The organism is Pseudomonas sp. 22515 (genome assembly GCF_052044625.1).
In the GTDB taxonomy this organism is placed as follows: domain Bacteria; phylum Pseudomonadota; class Gammaproteobacteria; order Pseudomonadales; family Pseudomonadaceae; genus Aquipseudomonas; species Aquipseudomonas alloputida.
Window position 1 is genome coordinate 1 of record NZ_JBQENN010000059.1, and the last position, 6,291, is coordinate 6,291.

A 6,291-nucleotide genomic window follows, 5' to 3' on the forward strand; every position below is an offset into this window, starting at 1 on the left:
CAGCGCTTGACGGGCATCCATGCCCGTCACCTCCCTCCGCAAGCCCTGCGCTCGGCCTCCTGAAGTCGCAATCTGCATCGCCTGAACTACCGCGCGCTTAGAAGCAAAAGCCAAAGCAAAAGCCAAAGCCAAAGCAAGAGCAAGAGCAAGAGCAAAAGCTGGAGCTGGAGCTGGAACTGGAGCAGAAGCGACTGCCACGCATGGCATCACTTCCTCAATGGATCATCCCAGAAATGCCGCTCGGCCTCTTGCTGGATATCCGCCCGACTCAACCCCAAGTCGCGCAAGGTTGCATCACTGAGGCTGGCCAGCTCCTGACGCTGTCGGTACAACTGCAGCCAGCGCGCCGGACGCTGCAAGGCCGCATGCCACAGGTAGCTCAGGGAAAAGGCAGGTTGCTGGATGCTGCTGACATGACCTTTCATCGTGAAGCCCTCCGTGTTGATGGCCTCAGTCTCACGCCAGGCATAAGATCAATCCAACGAATGTTTCTGATGCGATGCATCTCGGAGATTGATGCAATGTCCCAGTACCAGAGCCTCGACGCGGATGTCCTGCGCACCTTCGTCGCCATTGCCGAGCAAGGCGGCTTTACCCGCGCAGGCGAAGTGGTCAACCGCACCCAGTCAGCGGTCAGCATGCAGATGAAACGCCTGGAAGAAGACATTCTGCAGCGCCAGCTATTCGAACGTGATGGCCGTCAGGTGCGGCTGACCGCCGAAGGCCAGGTACTGCTTGGGTATGCCCGACGCATTCTCAAGTTGCATGGCGAGGTGTTCAACACCCTGCGCATGCCACACATGGTTGGGCTGGTGCGCATCGGCACACCAGACGACTACGCCATGCGCTTCCTGCCGACCATCTTGTCGAGCTTTGCCCAAGCCTACCCGCTGGTGCAGGTGGAAGTGCATTGCGATTCGTCCAAGCAGTTGATGCTGCGCCAGGACCTGGACCTGACCATCGTCACCCGCGAGCCCGGCAACGAGATTGGCCAGTTGCTACGCCAGGAACGCCTGGTCTGGGCCGCGGCAGAAGGCTTTTGCCCGCACGAACAGCGGCCGATGCCGGTGGCGCTGTTCAACACCGACTGCTTCTGTCGCGCCTGGACCTGCAATGCGCTGGAGGCACAGGGCATCGATTACCGTATTGCCTACACCAGCCCAAGCCTGGCGGCAATCTTTGCCATCGTCACCGCCGGGCTGGCAGTGACCGCGCAGCTGCAGAGCCTGATCGGGGGCAACATCCGCATTCTGGGTGAGAGCGAAGGGCTGCCACAGTTGCCCATGGCCAATGTAATGCTGGTGCGCAGTACGCAGACCCCCTCGCCAATCACCGACTGCATGGCCGACTACATCGTTGAGGGTTTCAAGTGATCGAGGGCCGAAAAACGGCCCCAACCTCTCAAAGCTCGAACCCCAGCATCACCGCACAGACCACCAGGAACACACAGAACATCGCCCGCAATACCTTCTCCGGCAACGCGTGGGCCAGCTTCACGCCCCAGCTGATGCTGAGCAAGCCCCCCACCGCCAAGGGAATCCCTACCCCCCAGTCAACACTATGGTGCACGCCATAGGTCACCAGCGTGACCAAGGTACTCGGCGCCGCCAGCGCCAGTGACAGCCCCTGCGCCACCACCTGAGTAGCGCCGAACACACTGGTCAGGATCGGTGTGGCCACCACGGCCCCACCCACCCCGAACAAGCCGCCCATGGTGCCGGCAAAGCTGCCCAGCACACCCAGCCACGGCCAGGCATGACGCAGCTCGGCACTCGGCGGCAACACCTTCATGAACATCCGCACCACGTTCCACACCGCCAACGCTACCAGGAAGCCGACAAAACCCAGGCGCATGGAATGCGCATCAAGCCCCACCGCCCAGATCGACCCCAGCCAGGCAAACAAGAAGCTGCACGCCGACAGCGGCAACGCATGGCGCAACGCGATGCGGTTGCGCTGGTGATACCGCCACAGCGCCAGCAGCACATTGGGCACCACCATCACCAACGCGGTCCCCTGCGCCAACTGCTGGTCCAGGCCAAACAGCACGCCCAACGCCGGAATCGCAATCAGCCCGCCACCAATGCCGAACAAGCCCCCCATGGTGCCCAGGGCAGCGCCCAGCACGATATACAACAACCACTCGATCATCAGGGCCTCGTCCGCCTGTACCAATAATGCGAGCATGCTAACGAGTGTGCGCTGGCGGGGAAACGCACAGCAGCGCACAATGGCTGTGCGTTTTTCGCAAAAGCAAGGCAGCCATGAACCCCGATACCCTGACCGACCAATTGAGCCTGTTCCTCGATGTGCTGGAAACCGGCAGCTTTTCTGCCGCCGCCCGTCGCCACCCGCTGACCCCGTCTGCGGTAGCACGGCGTGTCGACAACCTGGAAAGCGCCGTCGGCAGCCGCCTGTTCACCCGCAGCACCCACGCGGTGCGGGCCACGCCTGCAGGCAACGCCTTTGCCGAGCGGGCCAGGCGCATCATCGAGGAGTTGCGCCTGGCCCGGGCTGAAGCGGTGTCACTGAGCAATGCCCCGGAAGGCCTGATCCGCATCGACGCCCCTGCCGCGTTTGGCCGCCGCCACCTGGCCCCGGCCATTGCCGACTTCCTGGTGGCCTACCCGGGCCTGGACGTGCAACTGCGGTTGATCGACAGCTTCGTCGACCTGCAGGGCAGCCACCTGGGCGAGGTCGACCTGGTGCTGCGCGCCGGCCCTTTGGCCGACACCCGTCTGGTCGCCACGCCGCTCGCCTACATGGTGCGCATTGCCTGCGCCAGCCCCGCCTACCTGGCCAGCCGCGGCATCCCCACCTGCCCCAGCGAACTGCCCGGGCATGACGGGCTGGACTGGGATGGCCTGGCGCCGCCGTTCGCCTGGCGCTTCAGTGTGGCCGGGCAAACCCGCCTGTACCGCCCCGCGCGCATGCGCATGGCTGCCAACAATGCCGAAACCCTGCTGTTCGGCGCCCTCGCCGGCCTGGGGATAGCCCACCTGCCCACCTGGCTGATCAGTGAGTACCTGCTGCGCGGCGAGCTGATCCCGTTGTTTTGCGACGGCGGCATGCCTGAAGCCGAGACCAGCGGCATTTATGCGCTACGCCTGGCACATGAAACGAACTCTCGCAGCCGTTTGCTGCTCGAATTCCTCAAGAGCCGCTTCAGCCCGATTCCACCCTGGGACCTGGCCTTGCGCAGTGAACTGCGCGATTAATTCGCGCACTGATGATCAGCGTGCCAGAATTTTCCATTGATGACTTTCAAGGACCTGCATGAACGCCGACACCCAAGCCTCTTGTGACGAGCTGCTGCTGGACAACCAGGTCTGTTTCGCCCTGCACTCCACCTCGTTGCTGATGACCAAGGTCTACAAGCCGCTGCTGCAGGCGCTGGGCCTGACCTACCCGCAATACCTTGCCATGCTCGTGCTCTGGGAGCGTGACGGCCTGACCGTGGGCGAAATCAGCCAGCACCTGCTGACCGACCCAGGCTCGCTGACCCCGCTGCTCAAGCGCCTCGAAAGCGAAGGCCTGCTGCAGCGCAACCGCAGCCGCGAAGATGAACGGGTAGTGATGGTACAGCTGACCGACAAAGGCCGCGCCCTGCAACAGCAGGCCAAAGAGGTGCCGCCGTGCATTCTCAAGGCCAGCGGGCGGAGCCTTGAGCAGTTGCAGAAACTGCAAGCCGACCTGCTGAACCTGCGCGAAAACCTGCAGAAAAACCTCTGAGCGCTATGCTGTGAAATGGCCGTTCCGATGAACGGCGATGATTTATCTTGCGCATTAACTAATTGCGCGCTAATTTAAATCCCACACCAACCCCCGCCCTCCTGCAAACGGGAGCGCACAGCACATTAGCGAGGCTCAAGATGCAAAAGGTCACTCCGCTGTACATCGCAGAAGCAACCTCCACCGGTGGGCGCGACGGCAAATCCCGCTCCAGCGACGGCAAGCTGGAAGTCAAGCTCAGCACCCCCAAAGAGCTGGGCGGCGCGGGCGGTGACGGCACCAACCCCGAGCAGATGTTCGCCGCCGGTTACTCGGCCTGCTTCATCGGCGCCTTGAAGTTCGTGGCCGGGCAAGAGAAGAAAGCCCTGCCGGCAGATGCCTCGATCACCGCCAAGGTGGGCATCGGCCAGATCCCGGGCGGTTTCGGCCTGGACATCGACCTGCACATCAACCTGCCGGGCCTGGCCCAGGCCGATGCCGAAGGGCTGGTGGAAAAGGCGCATCAGGTGTGCCCGTACTCCAATGCCACCCGCGGTAATGTGGATGTGCGCCTGCACGTAACCGTCTAAGGCGCAAAGGCTGGCCGCTCCCACAAAAGCGCGAGCACAAGCACGCGCTGAGGATTGGGAAAGCACAGGATTGAGTAGGAGGCGGGTTCACACCCGCCGTCCTCTCACACCACCGTGCGTACGGTTCCGTACACGGCGGTTCAAGCTATGCGGCTAAGCCGGTTGATCGTATCCAGTATCGAGACCAGTCCGAGTCGATCCCATAGTTTCTTCGGCAGCGCCTGATTCATATGTGGCGCCCCCGAGTTCCACCATGGGCCTCGGCCGTTATAGGCCGATTTACAGGCACGCTCCTCGCTTAAGCCCAGACGCATCAGGTTGCGCGCCCTCGTAGAGGGCTGTTTCCATTGGCGCCAAATGGCACAGCGGAGTTTGTGCCTGATCCAGCCATCCAGCTCCTCAAGTGGCCGCTTGCTCTGGCTGAGCTTGAAGTAACCCGCCCAACCTCGTAGTACGGGGTTTATCCGCTCGATGGTGTTTGCCATCTTGCGGCCCCGCGCGCCGCATAGCAGCTCTGCGAGCCGGTCGCGCAGGCGACTCAGGCTCACCGTTGCCACCCGCAACCTTGGCTGCTGATGCCAGCTCATCCCATAACCCAAGTAATCACACTTCCAGGCTCTCGCGACTCGACTCTTCTTCTGATTCACCGTCAGTTTCAAACGTTGACTCAGGAAGCGCTCGACACTAGCCAGTACCCGTTCGCCAGCCCGAGGACTGCGCACATAAATGTTCGCGTCATCGGCATAGCGCACGAAGCGATGGCCCCGCCGCTCCAGTTCGCGGTCAAATTCATCGAGCAGGATATTCGACAGCAGCGGCGAGAGCGGGCCGCCTTGCGGCGTCCCTTCCTGCCGTGGACTGACGACACCGCCTGACATGACTCCCGCTTCAAGGTAGCGACGGATAAGCCTAAGTACGCACTTATCTTTGACCCGGCGCTCGATACAGGCCATGAGGATGTCGTGGTTGACCCGATCAAAAAACTTCTCCAGATCGACTTCCACGCACCACCGGTGCCCCGATGCCACATGGGCACGGGCCATCTCGACAGCTTGATGCGCGCTCCTGCCCGGACGGAAGCCGTAGCTAAAATCCGAGAACAAAGGATCGAAGAATGGCGTGAGTTGTTGCAGCAATGCCTGCTGGATCAGGCGATCCACGACGCTGGGAATTCCCAGTTGCCGCGTGCCGCCCTGCGGCTTGAGAATTTCAACCGCACGTACGGCTTGGGGATGGTATTCACCGGCCAGCAATCTGCCTTTGAGGATTGGCCAATACTGATTCACATAGCCTGCAAGGTCGGCGACCGTCATGCCATCGGCACCCGGCGCTCCCTTATTGCTGACTACGCGCTTATACGCACGTCTGAGGTTGGCCGGTGCGAGCACCCGCTCCATCAGCGTGTCCGGCTCTGCGTTCGTCCACGCCGATGACGCCGTCGATACCTTTGCGCTGTCAGGCATCATCCTCGGCTTCTGGCCGGGATTCGGAGTGACAGATTCCGTTTTAGGAAATTTCTGCATTGCGGCTACCAACGAGACAGTGACGCCTACTGGCGGCATAACCTGTTCGGCCCTTGGTGACGCGGTTAACCGCCACTTACTACGGCCTCGGCTGACTTCTGCACGCTCATCCCGTCGCCTCTCGACGCTCGGTAGCACCAAGGCAAGCGTACAGATCTCCCAGGGTAATTCGCGTGACCTTCCTGCTTATGCCTGTCGGATTTACGTCGCAGCGTTCCGTGCAAGTATTGGGCTTTGACGATTATGGCCGTCTTGCCCCGCTGCGCCGCCTGATCCGCTTCCTGTTCGTCAGGCCAGCATTTTGCCTCGGGCTTCCTTCAGATTCGTAGTCGCCCACGACACCCTTGCCTCTGGCTAACACTTCCCCTTGCCGGGTGTGTAGAGGACTTTCACCCCCAAGTCACCAGCGAGGCCACCACAGCCAAGCTGGTTGCGCTATCGCGCAACGCGCCATGCCTGGCGCACCA

8 protein-coding genes are annotated in these 6,291 nt (G+C 61.8%); 4 read left to right on the forward strand and 4 right to left on the reverse strand.

Annotated elements, in window-relative coordinates; genetic code table 11:
* Both ACTJJN_RS26765 and ACTJJN_RS26770 read right to left on the reverse strand, forming a co-directional pair.
* Positions 1 to 198 (reverse strand): hypothetical protein (locus tag ACTJJN_RS26765; RefSeq protein WP_324737060.1); only part of this gene is annotated, 198 nt, incomplete at its 3' end.
* An 8-nt stretch (positions 199 to 206) separates the two neighbouring features.
* Positions 207 to 425: a DUF1127 domain-containing protein gene (locus ACTJJN_RS26770; RefSeq protein WP_003252881.1), complete on the reverse strand. Its 219-nt coding sequence runs from the start codon at positions 423 to 425 to the stop codon at positions 207 to 209.
* Positions 426 to 521: 96 nt separating this feature from the next.
* On the opposite strand from ACTJJN_RS26770, the gene ACTJJN_RS26775 reads away from it, so the two are divergent.
* On the forward strand, positions 522 to 1,373 hold the full coding sequence (locus ACTJJN_RS26775) for a LysR substrate-binding domain-containing protein (RefSeq protein WP_003252879.1): 852 nt from the start codon (positions 522 to 524) through the stop codon (positions 1,371 to 1,373).
* Positions 1,374 to 1,401: 28 nt separating this feature from the next.
* On the opposite strand, the gene ACTJJN_RS26780 is transcribed toward ACTJJN_RS26775, so the two are convergent.
* Positions 1,402 to 2,151, reverse strand: a complete 750-nt coding sequence (locus ACTJJN_RS26780) for a sulfite exporter TauE/SafE family protein (RefSeq protein ID WP_440781786.1) — start codon at positions 2,149 to 2,151, stop codon at positions 1,402 to 1,404.
* A gap of 113 nt (positions 2,152 to 2,264) precedes the next feature.
* Here ACTJJN_RS26780 and ACTJJN_RS26785 point away from each other — a divergent pair, with 113 nt between their 5' ends.
* From ACTJJN_RS26785 to ACTJJN_RS26795, 3 genes are all read left to right on the forward strand, one after another.
* Positions 2,265 to 3,218: a LysR family transcriptional regulator gene (locus ACTJJN_RS26785; RefSeq protein ID WP_088513083.1), complete on the forward strand. Its 954-nt coding sequence runs from the start codon at positions 2,265 to 2,267 to the stop codon at positions 3,216 to 3,218.
* A gap of 58 nt (positions 3,219 to 3,276) precedes the next feature.
* A complete protein-coding gene (locus tag ACTJJN_RS26790; RefSeq protein ID WP_012053328.1) occupies positions 3,277 to 3,732 on the forward strand; it encodes a MarR family winged helix-turn-helix transcriptional regulator in 456 nt (151 codons plus the stop codon).
* A 140-nt stretch (positions 3,733 to 3,872) separates the two neighbouring features.
* Entirely contained in the window at positions 3,873 to 4,301 is a 429-nt protein-coding gene (locus tag ACTJJN_RS26795; RefSeq protein WP_012053329.1) for an organic hydroperoxide resistance protein, read from the forward strand.
* A 140-nt stretch (positions 4,302 to 4,441) separates the two neighbouring features.
* On the opposite strand, the gene ltrA is transcribed toward ACTJJN_RS26795, so the two are convergent.
* On the reverse strand, positions 4,442 to 5,863 hold the full coding sequence (gene ltrA, locus ACTJJN_RS26800; RefSeq protein ID WP_221101214.1) for a group II intron reverse transcriptase/maturase: 1,422 nt from the start codon (positions 5,861 to 5,863) through the stop codon (positions 4,442 to 4,444).
* Between the last annotated feature and the right edge of the window lie 428 nt (positions 5,864 to 6,291).

What these genes read in the sequence shown, in the direction of transcription:
- ACTJJN_RS26770 (WP_003252881.1), bottom strand. Translation starts at nt 425, where the DNA reads ATGAAAGGTCATGTCAGCAGCATCCAGCAACCTGCCTTTTCCCTGAGC.
- ACTJJN_RS26775 (WP_003252879.1), top strand. Translation starts at nt 522, where the DNA reads ATGTCCCAGTACCAGAGCCTCGACGCGGATGTCCTGCGCACCTTCGTC.
- ACTJJN_RS26780 (WP_440781786.1), bottom strand. Translation starts at nt 2,151, where the DNA reads ATGATCGAGTGGTTGTTGTATATCGTGCTGGGCGCTGCCCTGGGCACC.
- ACTJJN_RS26785 (WP_088513083.1), top strand. Translation starts at nt 2,265, where the DNA reads ATGAACCCCGATACCCTGACCGACCAATTGAGCCTGTTCCTCGATGTG.
- ACTJJN_RS26790 (WP_012053328.1), top strand. Translation starts at nt 3,277, where the DNA reads ATGAACGCCGACACCCAAGCCTCTTGTGACGAGCTGCTGCTGGACAAC.
- ACTJJN_RS26795 (WP_012053329.1), top strand. Translation starts at nt 3,873, where the DNA reads ATGCAAAAGGTCACTCCGCTGTACATCGCAGAAGCAACCTCCACCGGT.
- ltrA (WP_221101214.1), bottom strand. Translation starts at nt 5,863, where the DNA reads ATGCCGCCAGTAGGCGTCACTGTCTCGTTGGTAGCCGCAATGCAGAAA.